Genomic DNA, 18,150 nt, shown 5'->3' with positions numbered 1-18,150 from the left:
TCCTCACCGATTCGGGTGAGAATGGCGGCTCAGGGTGGAACGACCATGGGACGAGCACAGGACGGACCGGCCGCCGCCGACGACGGAGGTAAGGCAGACATGGCACCGTACGAAACCGACGACAGCACGGACGCCGACGAGGTCGAGGACCTCCGGTCCGGGCGGCGCAGGGCGGCGCGGTACATCGTCCCGGTCACCGTGGTCGGGGTGGCGGCCGCGACCATCGGCCTGGTTCCGGCGCTCGCCGACTCCGGCGACCCGAACCTCCCGAAGATCACCGCCCAGCAGCTCCTCGACAAGATCGCCAAGTCGGACGTCCAGCAGCTGTCCGGCACCGTGAAGATCAGCACGGACCTCGGCCTGCCCGACCTCGGCGGCCTGGAGAGCAGCATGCTGTCCGGGGCCACGAAGTCCGGCGACGGCTCCTCCGCCGACCCGTCCGCCAAGCTCACCGAGCTGGCCACCGGCACCCACACCCTGCGCGTCGCGGCCGACGGCCCCGACCGGCAGAAGGTCTCCCTGCTGGAGAACGCGGCGGAGTACAGCCTCATCCACAACGGCAAGGACGTCTGGGGCTACGACAGCAAGTCGAACGAGGTCTACCACGGCACGACCGAGGCCGGCTCCGCCAAGAGCGACGAGACCCGGGCCACGCCCAAGGGCCTCACCGACGAGGCGCTGAAGTCGGTCGACGACACCACCTCGGTCACGGTCGACGGCACCGAGCACGTGGCGGGCCGCGACGCCTACAAGCTGCTGATCAAGCCCAGGCAGTCCGGTACGACGGTCGGCGCGATCAGCGTCGCGGTGGACGCCAAGACGGGCCTGCCGCTCAAGTTCACGCTGACTCCCGCGAGCGGCGGCGCGGCCGTCGTCGACGTCGGCTTCACCCAGCTCAGCCTCGCCAAGCCGGCCGCCTCGACCTTCGACTTCAAGACCCCCAAGGGCGCGAAGGTCACCACGGAGGACGGCGCGACCAAGGCGGCCCCCGACCACTCGGCCCCGTCCGGTGACACCGGCCGCACGGACAAGGGCCTCGGCAAGGGCGACGACGCCCCCACGGTCATCGGCAAGGGCTGGAACTCCATCGCCACCTTCGACACCGGCGGCCAGGGCGTCCCGACCGGCTCCTCGGCCGGCGGCGGCGACCTCGGCGGCTTCCTCGGCTCGCTCGGCGACCAGGTCAAGGGCGACTTCGGCAAGGGCACGGTCTTCTCCACCCGCCTGGTCAACGCCCTGGTCACCGACGACGGCAAGGTCTACGTCGGCGCGGTCACCAAGAGCGCGCTGGTGAAGGCGGCGGACGCGGCGAAGTGACCATCGGCGGTTGACCAACTGCCGTAGAGGGACCAGGAATTGAGGGAGCCGATGGGCGAACCGTCCGCCGAGGTGCCGGAGCGGGGAGACGCGGGCGGCGGTGTCATCGCCACCCGGGGGCTCACCAAGCGCTTCCGCGGCGGGCAGCTCGCCGTGGACGGTCTCGATCTGACCGTCCCGGCGGGCAGCGTCTTCGGCTTCCTCGGTCCCAACGGCTCCGGCAAGACCACCACCATCCGCATGCTGATGGGCCTGATCGAACCCACCTCCGGCACGGCCCGCGTCCTGGGCCGCCCCATGCCGAGATCCGTCCGCACGGTCCTGCCGCACGTCGGCGCCCTGATCGAGGGCCCCGCCCTGTACGGCTTCCTCTCCGGCCGCGACAACCTCCTGCGTTACGACGCCGCCGACCCGACCGCCGACCCGCGCACCCGGCGCGCCCGCGTCGCCGCCGCGCTGGACCGGGTGGGGCTCACGGCCGCCTCGGGCAAGAAGGCCAAGGCGTACTCCCTGGGGATGAAGCAGCGGCTGGGGCTCGCGTCCGCCCTGCTCCAGCCCCGCCGCCTGCTCGTCCTGGACGAGCCGACCAACGGGCTCGACCCGCAGGGGATGCGGGAGATCCGTTCCCTGATCCGGGAGTTGGCGTCCGACGGCACGACCGTCTTCCTCTCCTCCCACCTCCTCGACGAGATCGAGCAGGTCTGCACGCACGCGGCCGTGATGGCACAGGGCCGGCTGATCACCCAGGGTTCGGTGACCGAGCTGGCGGCGGGAACCAGAGGACGGCTCTTCGTGGCGACCCCCGACCCGGGGGACGCGGCACGGGTGCTGAAGGAACTGGGCCTCGCCGACGTGGTCGTGGCGGACGAGCGGGTGACCGCGGAGCCGCCCGATCGTGAACTCGCCGAGGTGAACGAGGCGTTGGTGACGGCGGGGGTGCGGGTGCGCGGGTTCGGGGTCGAACGGGCCTCCCTGGAGGACGCGTTCGTGGCGCTCACGGGGGAGGGCTTCGATGTCGCGGGCTGAGGCGGCGGTCGCCGAACCGGCCGCCGTGCGGGCGCCCCGGGTGATGTGGACGTTCGGGCTGCTGCGCAGCGAGTTGGCGACCACGTTCCGGCGCTGGCGCACCCTCGCACTGCTCGGGGTGCTGGCCGCCGTGCCGATCCTGGTCGGGATCGCGGTCAAGGTGGAGACGCGGGACGGGTCGTCCGTCGGACGGGGCGACGGCGGGGGCGGCGGGCCCGCGTTCATCGCCGAGATCACCAACAACGGGCTGTTCCTGGTGTTCACCGCGCTGGCCGCGACCCTTCCCTTCTTCCTGCCCATGGCCATCGGGGTGGTCGCGGGTGACGCCATCGCCGGCGAGGCCAGCGGCGGGACCCTGCGGTATCTGCTGGTGGCTCCGGCCGGCCGGACCCGGCTGCTGCTCACCAAGTACGCGACGGTGATCACGTTCTGCCTGGTGGCGACCCTGGTCGTGGCGCTGTCCGCGCTGGCCGTGGGCGCGGTGCTGTTTCCGCTGGGAGATCTGACGACCATCTCCGGTACGCAGATCAGCTTCGCGGAGGGGCTGGGGCGGGCGCTGCTCATCGCGCTGGTGGTGGCCGCGTCCCTGGTCGGGATCGCGGCCCTCGGCCTGTTCGTCTCGACCATGACCAGCAGCGGTATCGCGGCGATGGCGACCACCGTGGGGCTGCTGATCACCGTGCAGATCCTCGACCAGATTCCCCAGCTGCACGCGCTCCAGCCGTACTTCTTCTCCCACTACTGGCTGTCCTTCGCCGACCTCATGCGCGAACCGGTGTACTGGGACGACCTGGTGAAGAACCTGGGTCTCCAGGCGCTGTACGCGGCGGTGTTCGGGTCGGCGGCGTGGGCGCGGTTCACGGCGAAGGACATCACGGCGTAGGCGCGCGGCGGCGCGGCGGGCCCGGTTCCGCGGGGCTGTGCGGGGCCGCGTCCTACGAGGCCGCGGTCTCCGACTCCTCGAAGAGGAAGCGGGCGCGCGGGGTCTCCCGGGTGAAGAACGTCTTCGCCCTGGCCAGCGCCTCGGTGTCCTTGAGCACGTCGCCGGGGGCGCTGCCGTTGCCGAGCAGGACTCCGCCGAAGCGCATCTTCAGGTACGCGGCCGAGTTGTTGAGCGTGCCGACCAGCGGGTCGGCCACCACGGGCTGGTCGTCGGCGAGGGCGGAGACGCCCCAGAGGGTGCGGCCGGCCATCGTCGTCCTGAAGTCGGCGCCGGGGACGCGCAGCCAGTCGGACCAGTAGTCCAGGTAGCGCTTGGTGAGGCCGGACAGGGAGTACCAGTACACCGGCGAGGCGATCACGATGTCCGTCGCGGCGAGGGTGGCGTCCAGGAGTCGCCGGACGGTGTCGTTCTCGTCCGGCTGGACCACGCCGACGACTCCGTCGGTTCCGTTGGTTTCGCCGGTTCCGTCGTGGCGGATGTCCAGGAAGTCGGGGAGCGGGTGGTCGGCGAGGCGGATCCACTCCGTTTCGGTGTCGGGGGGCAGTTGTTCGGCGGCCCTGCGGGCGAGGAGTTCCGTGTTGCCGTCCGGGCGGGCGCTGCCGAGGACGAAAAGGAAGCGGCGGGTCATGGGTCCCCCAGGTTTATGCGGCGCGCGGGTTTTATCGCTGTGTGCATTATATGCGTGCGCAAGTGTCTGTCCATGGGGGTGTGCGGTGGGTGGTTGCGGGGTGCGGGGTGCGTGGGTGTGGGAGCGCGTCAGGGGGTGGGGGGTTCTGTGTGTGGGGCGGGTGCGGGTGCGTCGTGGCTGGTCGCGCAGTTCCCCGCGCCCCTGACGGCGCGCCCGCGTGTGTGGAAACGGTCCTGCGGCCCTGACGGGGCGGTCTCGCGGTGTGTGGGGTCAGAAGGTGGGGGTTGTGCCTGTCAGGCGGGAGAGGGGGGCCGTTTCCCGGGGTGGGGGGCCGGTCAGGTCGCCCACGCGCCAGGACGGGACCCAGGGGACCCGGTAGACGTCGATCACCGACTCGATGGACTTGATGTACTGGGCGAGCTGGCGGGGGAGCCGGCCGGGGGCGTCCGCGACCAGGACCACCGCGTCCAGGTCCAGACCCGGCGGAGCCTCACCGCGGCGGAAGACCTCCAGGGCGCGGGTGACCGCGGCCAGGCCCGCCGCGTGGGTGCGGGCGACCAGCAGGATCGACGGCGGGTCCTCCGGGGCCGGCCAGTCACGGCCGCAGTCCCGGCCGCCGTAGACGGAGGCGAGGGTGGTGACGCCGGTGCCGCCGTGAGTGGCCACCCAGGAGAAACGGCGGGGAGAGGCGGGGATGTGGGCCGGGACGCCGGTGGGGACACTGGAGGGGCGCCCGGGTGTCTCCGGTGCTCCCGCGTGCGGACCGTCGTCCAGCGGCACCGGCCCGCGGAGCCAGATCTCCGGGCCCTGCCGTCCACCTGTCTGCATCACCGAGCTCCTCCCTCGTGACCCCGCCGATCCTCGTGGCGTTCTCCAGGGTGCGCGACTCGCCGGAAACTCCTGGGACGAGGCTGTGACGTCGCGGTGACCTGAGAACCGGAGGGGAGCGGAGAGACTCAACAGTACGCGTAGGAACGGATCTTGACGCCGGGGAGTTCGTGCCCGTCGGCGGTGGGGAGCACCATGGGAAGCACAGCCACCGCCGGCCGACTCTCCGACGCATGCGAGTGAGGGAACCGATGACTCGACTCAGCCGCGAGAAGAAGCGGGAGCAGAAGCGAGCCGCACGCTCGGCACCCGCGGTGTCACCCTTCGAGGTACGCGTACCTGTTGACGGCCCCGGCGCCGGAGGCGCCTCGATCGGCGGCGTGCCGGTCGCGGTGGCCGTCGGCGAGGAGATCCAGCAGGCGGTCCTGACCCACCTCCATCGCATCGCCACGGCCACCGGCCGCCCCGTCCACGCGACCGTCCACGACGCCCGCATCGGCTATGTCGTACCGCTCCAGATCGATCCCGACGGCTCCACCCATTTCTCGGCCGAGCCGTGGGCGATGGGCGGGGGCGAGGGCAGGGACGGCGGCGGTGGCGCGGCTGCGGGGGAGCGGGCCGGTGCGGCGCCGGACGCGGAGCCGGCGCCGGAGCCCGAGGACCGGCGTCCGAGCGGTGACCCGGCCACCCACCGGCTCCGGGCGGTGCCGGAAGAAGCGGAACAGGGCGTGGTCCCCACCTTCCCGCTGCGGGCCGTTCCCGAGTCCGCCGGGGAGACGCCGCCCACCTTCCCGCTGCACGCCGTACCGGAGTCCGCCCTCGGCCGGGTCCAGCCGCCCACGGGAACGTTCGGACCACCGCCGGCGATGGACACCGCACCGGTCCAGGCTGAAGCAGCCCGCCCCGACCCCCTCAGGGGCGCGGGGAGCGGCGCGACAGGCCCCCACGCACCCGCACCCCGCGACGAACCCGGGCCCCCCGCGCCCACCCCGGCACAGACCCCCGCCTCCGCCCCCATCCCCGACCTCGCCCTCACCGCCCCCGAACCCGACCCCAAGCCCACCCCGGCCCGCGGGTTCGACGCCGTGGCCGAGGCCGTGCTGGGGGACGAGCCGGTGACGACCGACGGGGCCGGTACCGCGTTCCTGGTCGAGCCGATGGTGCGGATCAACGACGCGGTCAAGGCGGGCCGTATCGAGGAGGCCGCCGCGCTCGCGGAACGGACCGTCACGGACGCGGTGAACGCGCTCGGCGCGGAACACCCCGAAGCCCTCCGGCTGCGTGAACTCGCCGCCTACATCGCCTACTTGGCGGGCGACCCGGTCCGCTCCTTCCACCTCTCCCTCGACCTCTCCCGCATCCGCCACCGCGCCCACGACGCGGAGTCGGCCTACGGCAACGTCCAGAGCGCGGCCACGGCCTGGCGTGCCGTGCGCGACCCGGAGCAGGGCCTCGCCCTCGGCCGCGACCTGATCGACCTGTGGACCGCGCTCGCCGCGGAGGATGGCCCGGCGGCCGACGACATAGAGGAACTGGAGTCCGCCCGCGCCCGCATGGGCCGCCTCACCGAACGCGCCCGCAGGGCCGCCGACTGAACCCCGCCGCCTAGGCGACGCAGAACTCGTTGCCCTCGGGGTCCGTCATCACCACCCATGTCCCGGCCGGCTCCGACACCCGCCGCAGCAGGCTCGCGCCGAGCCCGGTGAGCCGTTCCACCTCGGCCTCGCGCCGCTCCGGGCCGGGGTGCAGGTCGAGGTGCAGACGGTTCTTGACCGTCTTCGGCTCCGGTACGCGCTGGAAGAGGATGCGGCGGCCGAGGCCGGTGCCGCGCTGCTTGTCGTAGGGGTCGTCGGGGTGCCGTACGGCCATCAGGTCGCGGAAGGCCGGGCGGCCGTGGAAGGGGACGGTCGCCGCCGCGGGCAACGCGCCCATGTCCAGGAGCTGCTGGACCAGGGCGCTGTTGTCCTCGGCCTCGTAGTGGAGTGCGGCGGCCCAGAAGTCCGCCTGGGCGTGCGGGTCCGCCGCGTCGATGACCAGTTTCCAGTGGAGGGGGGTGGTGGGCGCGGCCGGTTCGGGCGTCTGTGTCATGGCCCTCACTCTGGCACCGGCCCGGCGCGCCCGCGGGGCTACGCCTCGACCGTGTCCGCGGGGCTCGCCGCGCCGGCCGGGTCCGCCGGGGTCGCCGCCGCCCTCGCCGCGTCCGCCGGGGTCGCCGCCGCGCTGTTCCGCCGCAGCGCCGCCGCCGTGGCCCTGTCCCGGTGTGCCGTGCGCCAGGCGTCCGTCGTGAGCAGGGCCAGGGCCAGCCACACCAGGGCGAAGCCCGCCCAGCGCGCGGGGGGCATCGACTCGTGGAAGTACAGGATGCCCAGCAGGAACTGGAACACCGGTGCCAGGTACTGGAGCAGGCCGAGGGTCGACAGCGGGACGCGGATCGCGGCCGCGCCGAAGCAGACGAGGGGGAGGGCGGTGACGATGCCGGTGGAGGCGAGGAGGGTGGCGTGGCCCGCGCCCTCCTGGGCGAAGGACAGGGTGCCGTGGGCGTTGAGCCACAGCAGGTAGGCGAGCGCGGGGAAGAACTGGATCGCGGTCTCCGCGGCCAGTGACTCGATGCCGCCGAGGTTGACCTTCTTCTTCACCAGGCCGTACGTGGCGAAGGAGAACGCGAGCGTGAGGGAGATCCACGGCGGCCGGCCGTAGCCGACGGCCAGGACGACGACGGCGGCGAGACCGACGCCGACCGCGGCCCACTGCGCGGGGCGCAGCCGTTCCTTCAGGAGGAGGACGCCCATCGCGATGGTGACGAGCGGGTTGATGAAGTAGCCGAGGGAGGCCTCGACGACGTGGCCGCTGTTCACGGCCCAGATGTAGACGCCCCAGTTGACGGTGATGAAGGCCGCGGCGATCGTCACGAGGCCCAGCTTGCGCGGCTGGCGCAGCAGTTCACCGGCCCAGGCCCAGCGCCGGATCACCAGGAGCGCCACGGCGACGAAGGCGAGCGACCACACCATGCGGTGGGCGAGGATCTCGGCGGCGCCGGCCGGCTTCAGCAGCGGCCAGAACAGCGGGACCAGGCCCCACATGCCGTAGGCCGCGAAACCGTTCAGCAGTCCTATGTGGTGCTGGTCGCCCTTCGGCCTCCCGCTCACGGGCCCCTCCTTCGCACGTGCCCCGCTCGGCCGCGTCGGCGCGGCCAGCACGAAGGTAGCGCCGAGCGGGCCCGGCTGTCATGCCCGTATCGCCATACGGTCATGACGCCGCCGGTGAGGGGAGGCACCCCGGAGCCCCGCGACGGTCCCGGTCGGCACGCCGTGACGACCGGGGAGGCGGGTCAGCCCTTGAGCGCGAGGGCGATCGACTCGCTGATCGGCGTGGTCGGGCGGCCCGACAGCCGGGACAGGTCGCCGGAGGGGACGACCAGTTCGCCCTGGGCGATGGACGCGTCGACGCCGGCGAGGATCGCGGCGAACGGCTCGGGCAGACCGGCGCCGGTGAGGATGCCGACGAGCGTCTCGCCGGGCACGTTGGTGTAGGCGATCTCCTTGCCGGTCTGGCGGCTCACCTCGGCCGCGTACTCAGCGAAGCCCCACGCCTCGTCGCCGCCCAGCTCGTACGTCTGGTTCTCGTGGCCCTCGCCGGTCAGCACGGCGACGGCGGCAGCCGCGTAGTCGGCCCGGGAGGCGGCGGAGATCCGGCCGTCACCGGCGGCGGCCACGACGGCGTTGTGCTCCAGCACGGGGGCGAGGTTCTCGGTGTAGTTCTCGTTGTACCAGCCGTTGCGGAGCAGGGTGTACGGCACTCCGGACGCGAGCAGCGCCTGCTCGGTGCCGCGGTGGTCGTCGGCCAGGGCGGCGGTGAGGGTGCCGGGGGCGCTGGTGTAGGCGAGGAGGGCGACACCGGCGGCCTTCGCGGCGTCGATGACGACCTGGTGCTGGCCGACGCGGCCCTTGTCGAACTCGTTGCCCGAGATCAGCAGCACCTTGTCGCCGGCGGCGAAGAGGGTGTCGAAGGTCTCGGGGGCGTTGTAGTCCGCGACGGCGATCTTCACGCCGCGCTCGGCGAAGTCGGCGGCCTTCTCCGGGGTGCGGACGACGGCGGTGACGTGGTCGGCCGGAACCTTCTCCAGCAACTGCTCCACGACGTGGCGGCCGAGGTGTCCGGTGGCTCCGGTGACGACGATGCTCATGGTGATGGCTCCTTGTGGGGCGTGCGGTACGCGATGGGTGATGCGGTGCGTGGCACTAACCCTAGGACTGGCGCTAACTCTTGGAAAGTACCCACTTTGAAGTAAGGTACTGGCATGGCAGTAAGCACAGTGGTGTCCGGCAGCAGCGTCACGGTCGACGGCGAGGCGATGTGTCCGCATCGCCTGGTCATGGAGCACGTCACGTCCCGCTGGGGCGTCCTCGTCCTCATCGCCCTCCTCGACCGCCCCTACCGCTTCAGCGAACTCCGCCGCGCGATCGGCGAGGTGCGGCAGGTGAGCGAGAAGATGCTCGCGCAGACCCTGCAGACCCTGGAGCGGGACGGCCTGGTCCACCGCGACGCCAAGCCGGTGATCCCGCCGCGCGTCGACTACTCCCTGACCGACCTGGGCCGCGAGGCCGCCGTACAGGTCCGGGGCCTGGCCCAGTGGACCCAGGACCGGCTGGGGAAGGTGCTGGAGGCGCGGGAGGCGTACGACACGGCGAAGGGGCGGGCCGGCACCGAGGTGCCCGGGCCCGCCCCTTCCGTGCGGCCGTAACGGTCAGCCCACGACCGTCCAGGTGTCCCCGCCCGCCAGCAGCGCGGCCAGGTCGCCCTTGCCGTTCTGCACGATCGCCGTGTCCAGCTGGTCGGCCATCTGCGTGTCGTAGACCGGCCGCTCCACCGAGCGCAGCACCCCGATCGGGGTGTGGTGCAGGGTGTCCGGGTCGGCCAGCCGGGACAGCGCGAACGCCGTCGTCGGAGAGGCCGCGTGGGCGTCGTGGACCAGGATCTCGGCCTCGTTCGCCGGGGTCACGTCGACCACCTTCAGATCGCCGCTCGCCGCGTCCCGTACGACCCCGCGCGCCCCGTCGGCGCCGAACCGGATCGGCTGCCCGTGCTCCAGCCGGATCACCGCCTCCTCGGCCCGCTCGCGGTCCTTCAGGGCGTCGAAGGCGCCGTCGTTGAAGATGTTGCAGTTCTGGTAGATCTCCACGAGGGCCGTGCCGGGGTGGGCGGCGGCCTCGCGCAGCACCTGGGTGAGGTGCTTGCGGTCCGAGTCGATCGTCCGGGCCACGAAGGACGCCTCCGCGCCGATCGCCAGCGACACCGGGTTGAAGGGCGCGTCCAGCGAACCCATCGGCGTCGACTTGGTGATCTTCCCCAGCTCGGAGGTCGGCGAGTACTGGCCCTTCGTCAGGCCGTAGATCCGGTTGTTGAAGAGGAGGATCTTCAGGTTGACGTTGCGGCGCAGGGCGTGGATCAGGTGGTTGCCGCCGATGGAGAGCGCGTCGCCGTCGCCGGTGACCACCCAGACGCTCAGGTCCCGCCGGGACGCGGCCAGTCCGGTCGCGATCGACGGCGCGCGGCCGTGGATCGAGTGCATGCCGTACGTGTTCATGTAGTACGGGAAGCGGGAGGAGCAGCCGATGCCGGAGACGAAGACGATGTTCTCCTTGGCGAGGCCCAGTTCCGGCATGAAACCCTGCACCGCCGCGAGGATCGCGTAGTCACCGCAGCCGGGGCACCAGCGCACTTCCTGATCGGACTTGAAGTCCTTCATGGACTGCACTGCCTCGGCCTTGGGGACGAGCGAAAGCGCCTCGATCGTGCCCGTGCCTTCCGTGGACGTCTCAGCCATCGATGGCCTCCTTGAGAGCCGTGGCGAGCTGCTCAGCCTTGAACGGCATGCCGTTCACCTGGTTGTACGAGTGCGCGTCCACCAGGTACTTCGCCCGCACCAGGGTGGCGAGCTGACCGAGGTTCATCTCGGGGATCACCACCCGGTCGTAGCGTTCGAGGACCGCGCCGAGGTTCCGCGGGAAGGGGTTGAGGTGGCGCAGGTGCGCCTGTGCGATGGACTCGCCGGACGCGCGCAGCCGCCGTACCGCCGCCGTGATCGGGCCGAACGTCGAACCCCAGCCGAGGACCAGCGTGCGTGCCCCGTGCGGGTCGTCGACGCGCAGATCCGGTACGTCGATGCCGTCGATCTTGGCCTGGCGGGTGCGGACCATGAAGTCGTGGTTGGCGGGGTCGTAGGAGATGTTGCCCGTGCCGTCCTGCTTCTCGATGCCGCCGATGCGGTGTTCCAGGCCGGGGGTGCCGGGGATCGCCCACGGGCGGGCCAGGGTCTGCGGGTCGCGTTTGTACGGCCAGAAGACCTCGCTGCCGTCGTCCAGCGTGTGGTTCGGGCCCTGGGCGAACTGGACGGTGAGGTCCGGGAGTTCGTCGATGTCGGGGATGCGCCAGGGCTCGGAGCCGTTGGCCAGGTAGCCGTCCGAGAGGAGCATCACCGGCGTGCGGTAGGTGAGCGCGATCCGCGCGGCCTCGATCGCCGCGTCGAAGCAGTCGGCCGGCGTGCACGGGGCGACGATCGGGACCGGCGCCTCGCCGTTGCGCCCGAACATCGCCTGGAGCAGGTCGGCCTGCTCGGTCTTGGTCGGCAGCCCGGTGGAGGGTCCGCCGCGCTGGATGTCCAGGACGAGGAGCGGGAGTTCCATCGACACGGCGAGCCCGATGGTCTCGCTCTTCAGCGCGACCCCCGGACCGGACGTGGTCGTGACGGCGAGGGAACCGCCGAAGGCCGCCCCGAGGGCCGCCCCGATGCCCGCGATCTCGTCCTCGGCCTGGAAGGTGCGGACGCCGAAGTTCTTGTGCCGGCTCAGCTCGTGCAGGATGTCCGAGGCCGGGGTGATCGGGTACGAGCCCAGGAACAGCGGGAGGTCCGCCTGCCGGGACGCGGCGATCAGTCCGTAGGACAGGGCCAGGTTCCCGGAGATGTTGCGGTAGGTGCCGGTCGGGAACGCGGTGGCGGCCGGGGCGACCTCGTAGGAGACCGCGAAGTCCTCCGTCGTCTCGCCGAAGTTCCAACCCGCCCGGTACGCGGCGATGTTGGCGGCCGCGATGTCGGGCTTCTTCGCGAACTTGGTGGTGAGGAACTTCTCGGTGCCCTCGGTCGGCCGGTGGTACATCCACGACAGCAGGCCCAGCGCGAACATGTTCTTGCTGCGCTCGGCCTCCTTGCGGGTGAGGCCGAACTCCTTGAGCGCCTCGACCGTGAGGGTGGTGAGGGGGACGGGGTGCAGGCTGTAGCCGTCCAGCGAACCGTCGTCGAGCGGCGAGGCGGAGTAACCCACCTTCTGCAGCGCCCTCTTGGTGAACTCGTCCGTGTTGACGATGATCTCCGCACCGCGCGGAACATCGCCGATGTTCGCCTTCAGGGCGGCCGGGTTCATCGCGACCAGGACGTTCGGCGCGTCGCCCGGGGTCAGGATGTCGTGGTCGGCGAAATGCAGCTGGAACGACGAAACCCCCGGCAGGGTGCCTGCGGGGGCGCGGATCTCGGCCGGGAAGTTCGGCAGTGTGGAGAGGTCGTTCCCGAACGACGCGGTCTCCGAGGTGAAGCGGTCGCCGGTGAGCTGCATCCCGTCACCCGAGTCACCGGCGAACCGGATGATCACCCGGTCCAGGCGTTGGACGTCCTTCACCCCCGCCGGTTTGCGTTGTTCCCCGACCAACGTGCTGTCGGCTCCGTCGGCCTGCTCCGCTGGGCTACTGACCTGGCTGGTCACTGAACTGGACCTCCTCTTCGAGGACGCTGTCCGGGCATGGTCGTACCGCCGACCCTCCCAGGATCAACCCTACGTCTGTAAGGGTCGCCTTCCTGCGGCCGTTCGCATGATGGACGCTGTTTTGAGACGGCGTGGCACCCTGACTTGTCATGATTTCCTGCCCCCCGGCACTTCCTTCGGCGACGCTCCCGTGCATTGTCCGGTTCTCGAAACCCACTGACAGTGGACTGACAGTGGACTGACGGCGATGAACAACCCCCGGTCGGCGACCGGGCGGCTGACACAGTGTCAGTTTGTCAGGAGTTGAGGTACGTGAGGACGGCCAGAACACGCCGGTGATCCCCGTCACTCGGGGACAGTCCCAGCTTCAGGAAGATGTTGCTGACGTGCTTCTCGACCGCGCCGTCGCTCACCACGAGCTGCCGCGCTATCGCGGAGTTCGTGCGTCCTTCGGCCATCAGCCCCAGCACCTCGCGCTCCCGCGGGGTCAGTCCCGCCAGCACGTCCTGCTTACGGCTGCGCCCGAGCAGCTGCGCGACGACCTCGGGGTCCAGCGCGGTACCCCCCGAGGCGACCCGCACCACGGCGTCCACGAACTCCCGCACCTCGGCCACCCGGTCCTTCAGCAGATAGCCGACGCCGTGCGTGGAACCGGCCAGCAGTTCGGTGGCGTAGCGCTCCTCCACGTACTGCGACAACACCAGCACGCCGAGCCCGGGATGCGCCTTGCGCAGCTCAACGGCGGCCCGCACGCCCTCGTCGGTGTGCGTCGGCGGCATCCGTACGTCGGCCACGACCACGTCCGGCAGCGCGCCCTGCGCGGCCAGGTCGGTGATCGTCTTCACCAGCGCGACCCCGTCACCCACTCCGGCGACCACGTCGTGCCCGCGGTCGGTCAGCAACCGGGTCAGGCCCTCCCTGAGCAGCACTGAATCCTCGGCGATGACCACCTGCACCCTGTCCTCCACGATGTTCGGCCCCCCATTGCCACCCTGCCCGGCCCACGTCGACCCGCGTCCGTCCACAGAACAGGTCCAGCATTCCAGGGTTCGCGACCTGGTGCGGGCGGGGGAGGGAATCGGAGGTCGGAATCGGGGCCGTAAGGGGGGTGGGAACCGGGGCCGGAACCTGGGTCGGATCGGGATGGGAACCGGGAGCGGGGACCTGGGCCGGACCGGGATGGGAACCGGTAGTGGGAACCGGGAGCGGGGGCGCCCCCGGGCTGTCACCCCCGCCAGGGCAGTTCCGCCGTGATCCGGGTGGGGCCGCCCACCGGCGAGTCCACCACCAGAATCCCGTCCACCGCGTCCAGCCGCCCCGCGAGACCCGCGAGCCCGGAACCGCCGGACGCGTCCGCCCCACCGACCCCGTCGTCCACGACCTGGAGCATCAGCCGGTTCTCCACCCGCCACACATCCACGGCGACCCGCGTCGCCTTCGCGTGCTTGCTCACGTTCTGCAGCAGCTCGGAGACGGTGAAGTACGCGATCCCCTCGATCGCCGCCGCGGGCCGCGCGGGCAGATCCACGTCCACCTGCACCGGCACGGTGCACCGCGAGGCGACGGAGGACAGCGCGGCGTCGAGACCGCGGTCGGTCAGTACCGCCGGGTGGATCCCCCGCGCGAGGTCCCGCAGCTCCTGCAACGCCGTCTTCACCTCACCGTGCGCCTCGCCCACCATCCGCGCCGCCGCCTCCGGGTCCTCCGTCAGCTTCTCCTTCGCCAGCCCCAGATCCATCGCCAGCGCCACCAGCCGCGCCTGCGCCCCGTCGTGCAGGTCGCGCTCGATCCGCCGCAGATCCGCCGCCGCCGTGTCGACCACGACACCCCGGTCGGACTCCAGCTCGACCACCCGCGTGGCCAGCGTCGACGGGCCGAGCAGCCCCCGCACCATCACCCGGTCCACCATCGTCAGCGCCCGCACGATCCACGGCGTGGCCAGCGTGAACAGCAGTCCGATCAGCGCGGTGACGGCGATCTCGAAGGGGTTGTCCAGATAGACCTGGTGGTGCTGGTCGCCGTAGAGCTGCAGGCCGCCCTGGCCGGCGTAGACCGGGAAGACCCAGAACCACAGCGGGTAGGTCAGCAGGGCCCAGCCGTAGGACCAGAAGCTGAGGGCGACGACGAAGGAGAAGACCGCCCACGGGAAGTGCAGCACCGCGTACAGCAGGTGGCGCCAGGACGTGCCGCTCTTGAGGACCGCGCCCATCCACGCCATCGGGCCGTTCTTCTTCAGCCGCAGCGGCTCGGGGTCGGCGACGTCCAGGCCGAGCAGCAGGCGGGCCCGTCCCCGCTCCAGCGCGCCGAGACCACGGCAGCCGGCCAGCGCGCCCGCCAGGACCGGGACACCCAGGAACGTGATCAGCAGGCCCGCGCCGAGCGACACCATCGTGACGGCGTAGCTGAAGAGCAGGACGCTGATCGGCAGGCTCAGCAGGACGTAGCCCAGCTCGCGCCAGCTGCGTGCCTCGACCGGTGCGCGCAGCGCGGTGGGCAGCCGGCGCCGCGTCCGCTCCTCGGCGACCGTCCCGTGCATTCCGTACCCCTGCCCGTACTCCGTGGCCATCGGTGCCGTCCCGTTCTAGTCGTAGTACCAAGTGCTCGTATCCGCAGCCGTGCTGTCCTATCTCCAGACTGGTCGACGGGCCGCCCGCGAACCATGGAGTCCGTCGGCGTCCCGGACGGGGGGTTTTCCCTACCCCGCGGCGCCGCCGTGTCGCGGTCCCGTGGTGGCCTACGACGATGACGGGTGCCGGACACGCCGTCGACCGCGCCGGTGCGGGCGGCGGGGCCGCGCGTGCCGGAACGGTCGGGGTGACGGGGTCTTCGGCGTGGACGGAGGGGGAGGGGAGGAGGGAGTGGGGAGGGGGAGTGGGGGCGGGGCGCTAGCGCCGGCCCTCCGCCTCCTTCTCCTTGGCGGTGCGTTCGCGCCAGGGCAGTTCCGCGGTGACGGTCGTGGGGCCGCCGACCGGGGAGTCGAGGACGAACAGGCCGTCCACCGCGCCCAGCCGCTCCGCGAGGCCGCGCATGCCGGTGCCGCCGTTGAGGTCGGCGCCGCCGCGACCGTCGTCCCAGACCTGGATCAGCAACCGGTCCTCCGACCGCCACACGTCCACCGACGCCGTACGGGCACCGCTGTGCTTGCTGATGTTCTGCAGCAGCTCGGAGACGGTGAAGTACGCGATGCCCTCGATCGCCGCGGCCGGGCGCTCACCGATGTCGGCGGTCACCTTCACCGGCACCGTGCAGCGCGAGGCGACGGAGGACAGCGCGGCGTCGAGGCCCCGGTCGGTCAGCACCGCCGGGTGGATACCGCGCGCCAGATCCCTCAACTCCTGGAGCGCCAGCTTCACTTCACCGTGCGCCTCGTCGACCATCGCGGCGACGTGCTCGTCGGCCTGGCCCTCCAGCAGTTTCTCCTTGGCCAGCCCCAGCCCCATCGCCAGATTGACCAGCCGGGCCTGCGCCCCGTCGTGCAGGTCGCGCTCGATCCGCCGCAGGTCCGCCGCCGCCGTGTCGACCACGACACCGCGGTCCGACTCCAGTTCGGCGATACGGCGTTCCAGCTCGTCGGAGGGGGAGAGGAGGCCGCGCACCATCGCGCGGTCCACGTTGGCCAGCCCGCGCGCGATGAACGGCAGCACCGGCCACAGCACGAACAGCGAGGTCAGCGTGACGGTGAAGGTGACGATGCCCCACGGCAGCCGCATCCCGTCGTACAGCACCGTCCGCCAGGCCACCGGGTCCTTCAGCGCCATCCACACCCGCTGCACGAGCCCGCCGCCCTTGCGCAACGGCAACGGGCTCGGCTCGTCGATCCGCACCCCGAGCAGCAGCCGGGCCCGGCCCCGCTCGAACTTCCCGATCAGCCGCGCGCCCATCAACGCCAGCGCGAGCAGCGGGAATCCGACCACGGTGACGGTCAGCCCGGCGCTCAGGGACAGCGTCGTCGCCACATAGACGAAGCCGAACACCGATATCGGCAGATTGGCCAGGAGATGCGCGATCTCCTTCCAGGTGTGCCGGTCGTAGGCGAAGCGGGCCGACGGCAGCGGCTCGTCGAGCTCGCCACCGGGTGCCGCCGGGTCGGCGTAGGGGATGCGTACGGTCATATGGGCCAGCGTGCCGCGTCACGCGCCCCGGCGCCATGAGGTCCGCCGCCCGGGTCTCCTGGGGAAAACCCCACCAAGCGTCTCCGACGGATCTTCGGGGCGCCACGGACTGCTTACTGTCTCTTTAACAGGGCCTAGACTCCCGTGCGTACGGATCGTCGAACACAGCGGTCACCTGCGTCACCGGGGCAGCACAGACATCAAGGGCACGGGCATCAGGTGCACGGAATCGGGTGCACGGACATCAGGTGCACGGACATCAGGTGGAGGAGGGGTCGGACGTGCGGGAGATGGTGCAGGGGGCCTTGCGGGCGACCTTGCCGGGGAGCGTGCCGTCGGCCGGGCGGGAGCCGACCGCGGTCGTCGTCGCGGCGGACTACTTCCGGTCCTACTCCGTCGTCGGGCTGCTCGCCGTCGTCGGCGTGCTCTTCGTCGCCGTGGCCTTCGGCGCGGGCCGCCTGCTGCGCCCGGTGGTCCCGACCCCCGAAAAACTCCTGACGTACGAGTGCGGTGTCGACCCGGTCGGCGAGGGCTGGGCACACACCCAAGTCCGCTACTACGTCTACGCGTTCCTGTACGTCGTCTTCGCCGTCGACTCGATCTTCCTCTTCCCCTGGGCCACGGTCTTCGCCGCGCCCGGCTACGGCGCGACCACCCTCGTCGAGATGTTCATCTTCCTCGGCTTCCTGGCCGTGGGCCTGCTCTACGCATACAAGAAGGGCGTCCTGGCATGGACGTGACGACACCGGACTCCGACGGGCAGCCGGTTCAGCCGGTGTACCTCCCCGAGCCGAAACGCCTGGGCGCCCTCGCCCGCCTCGCCCCCGAACCCATGAAGGTCGTCCTCAACTGGGGCCGCCGCTACTCCCTCTGGGTCTTCAACTTCGGCCTCGCCTGCTGCGCGATCGAGTTCATCGCCGCGTCCATGGCCCGCCACGACTTCATCCGCCTCGGCGTGATCCCCTTCGCCCCGGGCCCGCGCCAGGCCGACCTGATGGTCGTCTCCGGCACGGTCACGGACAAGATGGCCCCCGCCGTGAAACGCCTCTACGAGCAGATGCCCGAGCCCAAGTACGTCATCTCCTTCGGCGCGTGCAGCAACTGCGGCGGCCCGTACTGGGACTCCTACTCGGTCACGAAGGGTGTCGACCAGATCATCCCGGTCGACGTCTACGTCCCCGGCTGCCCGCCCCGCCCCGAAGCGCTCCTCCAGGGAATCCTCAAACTCCAGGAGAAGATCGCCCGGGAGTCGCTCGGAGAGCGGTACGGCGTGAGCACGGCCCGCCCGTCCACGGCCGCGCTGCAGAGCGGCTTGGTTCCGGCACCGGTGCGGGTGGCTCCGCCGGGGGCCGCGCCTGGTGCTGGTGAGGGTGCGGGCGTGAGTTCGGACGCGGGGCCTGACGTCGGCACGGGCACGGGGGCCGACGCGGGCTCCGGTGCTGGTGCTGGTGCTCGTGCTGGTGGTGATTCCGGCTCGGCTTCCGGCCCGGCTTCCGACTCGGGGGCGGGTCCGGCGTCGGGTTCCGGAGGACCGGAGTCGGA

16 protein-coding genes and 1 pseudogene are annotated in these 18,150 nt (G+C 71.5%); 7 read left to right on the top strand and 10 right to left on the bottom strand.

Features of this window, described 5'->3' with window-relative positions; genetic code table 11:
* Positions 1-99: 99 nt before the first annotated feature.
* Genes ACIPTO_RS39310 through ACIPTO_RS39300 form a run of 3 tightly spaced genes read left to right on the top strand, consistent with a single transcriptional unit; the run spans position 100 to position 3,226 of the window.
* Positions 100-1,317 (top strand): DUF2092 domain-containing protein, encoded by a 1,218-nt coding sequence (locus ACIPTO_RS39310; protein WP_366324739.1) that lies wholly within the window; start codon positions 100-102, stop codon positions 1,315-1,317.
* A gap of 51 nt (positions 1,318-1,368) precedes the next feature.
* A complete protein-coding gene (locus tag ACIPTO_RS39305; RefSeq protein ID WP_366324741.1) occupies positions 1,369-2,343 on the top strand; it encodes an ABC transporter ATP-binding protein in 975 nt (324 codons plus the stop codon).
* Complete coding sequence (locus ACIPTO_RS39300; RefSeq protein WP_366324743.1) at positions 2,330-3,226, top strand: ABC transporter permease; 897 nt, start codon at positions 2,330-2,332, stop codon at positions 3,224-3,226. The genes ACIPTO_RS39305 and ACIPTO_RS39300 overlap by 14 nt, the downstream gene beginning before the upstream one ends.
* Before the next feature lie 52 nt (positions 3,227-3,278).
* Here the strand turns inward: ACIPTO_RS39300 and ACIPTO_RS39295 are convergent, their stop codons facing one another.
* The gene (locus ACIPTO_RS39295; protein ID WP_401199984.1) at positions 3,279-3,914 is read right to left on the bottom strand and encodes a flavodoxin family protein; all 636 of its coding nucleotides are present in this window, start codon (positions 3,912-3,914) and stop codon (positions 3,279-3,281) included.
* Positions 3,915-4,184: 270 nt separating this feature from the next.
* Complete coding sequence (locus ACIPTO_RS39290) at positions 4,185-4,742, bottom strand: DUF6668 family protein (RefSeq protein ID WP_366324746.1); 558 nt, start codon at positions 4,740-4,742, stop codon at positions 4,185-4,187.
* Positions 4,743-4,993: 251 nt separating this feature from the next.
* Here ACIPTO_RS39290 and ACIPTO_RS39285 point away from each other — a divergent pair, with 251 nt between their 5' ends.
* Positions 4,994-6,337 carry a tetratricopeptide repeat protein gene (locus ACIPTO_RS39285; protein ID WP_401199981.1) on the top strand — a complete coding sequence of 448 codons (1,344 nt, stop codon included), beginning with the start codon at positions 4,994-4,996 and terminating at the stop codon, positions 6,335-6,337.
* Positions 6,338-6,347: 10 nt separating this feature from the next.
* On the opposite strand, the gene ACIPTO_RS39280 is transcribed toward ACIPTO_RS39285, so the two are convergent.
* From ACIPTO_RS39280 to ACIPTO_RS39270, 3 genes are all read right to left on the bottom strand, one after another.
* The gene (locus ACIPTO_RS39280; protein WP_366324750.1) at positions 6,348-6,830 is read right to left on the bottom strand and encodes a VOC family protein; all 483 of its coding nucleotides are present in this window, start codon (positions 6,828-6,830) and stop codon (positions 6,348-6,350) included.
* Between the two features lie 38 nt (positions 6,831-6,868).
* Entirely contained in the window at positions 6,869-7,888 is a 1,020-nt protein-coding gene (gene rarD, locus ACIPTO_RS39275) for an EamA family transporter RarD (RefSeq protein ID WP_401199978.1), read from the bottom strand.
* A 182-nt stretch (positions 7,889-8,070) separates the two neighbouring features.
* Positions 8,071-8,925, bottom strand: a complete 855-nt coding sequence (locus ACIPTO_RS39270) for an SDR family oxidoreductase (RefSeq protein WP_366324753.1) — start codon at positions 8,923-8,925, stop codon at positions 8,071-8,073.
* Between the two features lie 114 nt (positions 8,926-9,039).
* On the opposite strand from ACIPTO_RS39270, the gene ACIPTO_RS39265 reads away from it, so the two are divergent.
* A complete protein-coding gene (locus ACIPTO_RS39265) occupies positions 9,040-9,483 on the top strand; it encodes a winged helix-turn-helix transcriptional regulator (RefSeq protein WP_401199975.1) in 444 nt (147 codons plus the stop codon).
* Positions 9,484-9,486: 3 nt separating this feature from the next.
* Here the strand turns inward: ACIPTO_RS39265 and ACIPTO_RS39260 are convergent, their stop codons facing one another.
* From ACIPTO_RS39260 to ACIPTO_RS39240, 5 genes are all read right to left on the bottom strand, one after another.
* Positions 9,487-10,566 (bottom strand): 2-oxoacid:ferredoxin oxidoreductase subunit beta, encoded by a 1,080-nt coding sequence (locus tag ACIPTO_RS39260; RefSeq protein ID WP_366324757.1) that lies wholly within the window; start codon positions 10,564-10,566, stop codon positions 9,487-9,489.
* Positions 10,559-12,496, bottom strand: coding sequence for a 2-oxoacid:acceptor oxidoreductase subunit alpha (locus tag ACIPTO_RS39255; protein WP_366324759.1), 1,938 nt, complete (start codon positions 12,494-12,496; stop codon positions 10,559-10,561). Before ACIPTO_RS39255 ends, ACIPTO_RS39260 begins: the two co-directional genes overlap by 8 nt.
* Before the next feature lie 296 nt (positions 12,497-12,792).
* The gene (locus ACIPTO_RS39250) at positions 12,793-13,452 is read right to left on the bottom strand and encodes a response regulator transcription factor (RefSeq protein ID WP_366324935.1); all 660 of its coding nucleotides are present in this window, start codon (positions 13,450-13,452) and stop codon (positions 12,793-12,795) included.
* A 269-nt stretch (positions 13,453-13,721) separates the two neighbouring features.
* The gene (locus ACIPTO_RS39245) at positions 13,722-15,062 is read right to left on the bottom strand and encodes a sensor domain-containing protein (RefSeq protein WP_366324761.1); all 1,341 of its coding nucleotides are present in this window, start codon (positions 15,060-15,062) and stop codon (positions 13,722-13,724) included.
* Between the two features lie 319 nt (positions 15,063-15,381).
* Positions 15,382-16,608: a sensor histidine kinase gene (locus ACIPTO_RS39240; RefSeq protein ID WP_401199971.1), complete on the bottom strand. Its 1,227-nt coding sequence runs from the start codon at positions 16,606-16,608 to the stop codon at positions 15,382-15,384.
* A 290-nt stretch (positions 16,609-16,898) separates the two neighbouring features.
* Here ACIPTO_RS39240 and ACIPTO_RS39235 point away from each other — a divergent pair, with 290 nt between their 5' ends.
* Positions 16,899-17,348, top strand: a complete 450-nt coding sequence (locus ACIPTO_RS39235; protein WP_366324937.1) for an NADH-quinone oxidoreductase subunit A — start codon at positions 16,899-16,901, stop codon at positions 17,346-17,348.
* Positions 17,339-18,022: pseudogene (locus ACIPTO_RS39230) on the top strand (NADH-quinone oxidoreductase subunit B); the annotation flags it as partial. The gene ACIPTO_RS39235 and the pseudogene ACIPTO_RS39230, both read left to right, overlap by 10 nt.
* Positions 18,023-18,150 lie beyond the last annotated feature (128 nt).

The organism is Streptomyces sp. NPDC090083 (assembly GCF_044747445.1).
In the GTDB taxonomy this organism is placed as follows: domain Bacteria; phylum Actinomycetota; class Actinomycetes; order Streptomycetales; family Streptomycetaceae; genus Streptomyces.
The sequence above is the reverse complement of the archived record's forward strand: the minus strand, read 5'-3'. Positions and strand labels throughout refer to the sequence as shown.